This window comes from Cellulomonas sp. (assembly GCF_035634735.1).
Lineage (GTDB): Bacteria > Actinomycetota > Actinomycetes > Actinomycetales > Cellulomonadaceae > Cellulomonas.
The window spans coordinates 1-2,726 of sequence record NZ_DASQCJ010000009.1; the positions used below are offsets into that span (position 1 = coordinate 1).

Here is a 2,726-nt window from a genome sequence, read left to right on the forward strand (position 1 = left end):
CCGCCGGGTCGCGGTGGACACGGCCCCGGCGCTCGCGGTGAGCAGCTGCGCGATCTGCTGGGACGACAGGTACGGGCGGTCGGCGATCATCAGCAGCCCGACCACGCGGCCCTCCATGCGGGCGCTGTTCGTGCCCTCCCAGGTGAGCGCGAACTGCTCGATCCACGCCAGCTGCTCCGGCGTCATCGTCAGGTCGGCGGCCGGTGCTGCGTCGTCGCTGGTCATGCCGGTCAGCCTAGGGACGCCAGGACGTCCGCACCGGCGTCCCGGCGGCGCGTCATGCCGGTGCGCCGGCGGCGGAACTCGTCGAGCGGCCAGGAGGTCATCCCGTTGCGCACGGCGGCGATCGCGCCGTCCTCCGCGCGCTCCACGACGACGTCCTCGCCGGCCGACCCGAAGCCCGGCTGCCGGGTGGTGCCCAGCAGGTCGCGGCCGCGGACGTGCAGCTCGTCGTAGGCGGCGACCGGGTCCGGCGCGGCGGGGTGCAGCCACAGGAGCCGGCCGCCGAGCTCGGCGATGTCCGTGATCCCCCACAGGGCGCCGAACCGGCCGGTGTACTCGGCGAGCGGCCGGGCGTCGGCGGCGGGCTCGGGCGCGTCGGCGGGCGGGTTGAGCGCCAGGTCGACCAGCTTGATCAGGCCGACCGCGATCGCGTCGGCCGGGCCGTCGATCGCGTTGGTGAGGACGCTGACGACCAGCCGCTGCTCCGGGTCGATGTAGGTCCGGGTGATGTGCCCCGGGTAGCCGCCCGAGTGCCCGACGACCTCGCGGTCGCCGATCGTGTGCAGGTCCAGGCCGATGCCGTACCGGCCGACCTCCTTGCCGTGCACCTTCACCACCGACTCCTGCCGGTGCAGCAGCCGCTTGCCCGCGTCCGACAGCAGGGACTCGTCGCCGTAGAAGTGCGCGGCCCCGAACGCGGTCATGTCCCGGGCGGTGGAGTAGAAGCCGGTGGCGGCGGCGAGCGCGCGGGTGTCGACGTGCTCGATGGTCTCGCGGCGGTCGTCCGCGTCGAGCAGGGCGGTGTGGCCGGCGGCGTACCGGTCGGCGAGCCCCTCGTCGTACTCGGCGCCGGTGTCGGCCATGCCGAGCGGGTCGAGGACGGCGGACCGCAGGTGATCGCGGAACGGCTCGCCGGTCACGGACTCCACGACCAGCCCGAGGATGCCGTACCCGTAGTTGGAGTACTTGAAGTGCTCGTTCGGCCCGTAGACCTCGCCGGCCTCCAGCAGCTCCGTCACCAGCGTCCCCTCGTCCGGGAACGGGCCGTCGAGCTGCCAGAAGTCGCCCCGCTCGCCGTCCCGGATGACGCCGGCCTGGTGGCCGAGCAGCTCGCGCACGGTGCGGCTCGCGAGCGGCGAGGACGCGAGCCCCGGGACGTGCGCCCCCACGGTGTCGTCCAGCCGCAGCCGGCCCGCCTCGACCAGCCGCATGACGGCGGTCGCCGTGAACGACTTGGAGTGCGAGGCGATCCGGAACAGGTGGTCGGTGCGCAGCGGCTCACCCGTGGCGACGTCGGCCGTGCCCCACGCGTGGTCGAGCACCACCTCGTCGCCGGACCGGATCGCCACCTGGACGCCGACGGCGCGGCGGAACGCGCCCTGGAGGTCGACCCACGACGCGAGGTACGGGGCGGCGGCGCGGAGGGTGGCGGTCGTGTCGGACATGCGGTGGGCCTCTCGGGACGGTGCGGGGTGGTGCTCGGTGCGGGCGGTGCGCGGCGCGGTCAGCCGCGCCCCTTCGGGTCGAGGACGTCCCGCAGGACGTCGCCGAGGGTGATCATCGCCAGGACGGTGACGGTCAGGAAGATGCTCGGGAACAGCAGCATGTGCGGGGACGTCTGGAAGTAGGTCTGCGCGCTGGACAGCTGCAGCCCCCAGGAGATCGACGGCGCGCGCAGGCCCAGGCCGAGGAAGGTCAGCGTCGACTCGGAGACGATGACGCCGCCGACCATCGTGGTCGCCACGGCGAGCACCGGGCCGATCGAGTTGGGCAGCACGTACCGGGCGATGATCCGCCGGTCCCGCAGGCCCATGGCCTTGGCGGCCTCGACGTACGGGGCGTCCCGGACCGAGCGGACCGAGCCGCGGACCAGCCGGGCCATGGTCGGCCAGGAGAACAGCGCGAGCACCAGGGCGACGGTGACCGCGGACCGGGTGCCGATCGAGGTGAGCACGACGACCGCCCCGAGCAGGAACGGGAAACCGAGGAACACGTCGGTCAGCCGGGCGATCAACCGGTCGGCGAGGCCGCCGTAGAACCCCGCCGCGGTGCCGACCACCAGGGCGACCAGCAGCGCCACCGCGGTGGCGAGCACGCCGACGGTGAGCGACGCCTGGGTGCCGTAGATGACGTTCGCGTACACGTCGCAGCCCTGCACGTCGGTGCCGAACACGTGGTCGCCGCCCGGGCGCAGCGCGCTGTCGGACAGGTTGCACGCGCGGGGGTCGGGCTGGCCGAACCAGCCGGCGAACCACGACGGGGCGACCGCGATCAGCAGCAGCACGCCGAGCACCCCCGCGCAGAGCCAGAACAGCGGGCGGCGGCGCAGCGTGCGCCACACCCCGCGCGGGGCGGCGGGGGCATCCGCGTCGACCTCGGTGGCCGCGGTGGCGGTGAGGGTGTCACTCATGGCGGATCCTCGGGTCGAGCACCGACGACAGCAGGTCCACGACCAGGTTCGTCAGCAGGAAGATGATGATCAGCGCGGTGGAGACGCCGACGAC

2 protein-coding genes and 1 pseudogene are annotated in these 2,726 nt (G+C 73.8%); all 3 read right to left on the reverse strand.

Annotated features, from left to right (window positions below):
• A pseudogene (locus VER05_RS00980) lies at positions 1–225 on the reverse strand (hypothetical protein); the annotation flags it as partial.
• Positions 226–230: 5 nt separating this feature from the next.
• Positions 231–1,667: a serine hydrolase domain-containing protein gene (locus tag VER05_RS00985; RefSeq protein ID WP_324843539.1), complete on the reverse strand. Its 1,437-nt coding sequence runs from the start codon at positions 1,665–1,667 to the stop codon at positions 231–233.
• A 59-nt stretch (positions 1,668–1,726) separates the two neighbouring features.
• Positions 1,727–2,632: an ABC transporter permease gene (locus tag VER05_RS00990; protein WP_324843540.1), complete on the reverse strand. Its 906-nt coding sequence runs from the start codon at positions 2,630–2,632 to the stop codon at positions 1,727–1,729.
• Between the last annotated feature and the right edge of the window lie 94 nt (positions 2,633–2,726).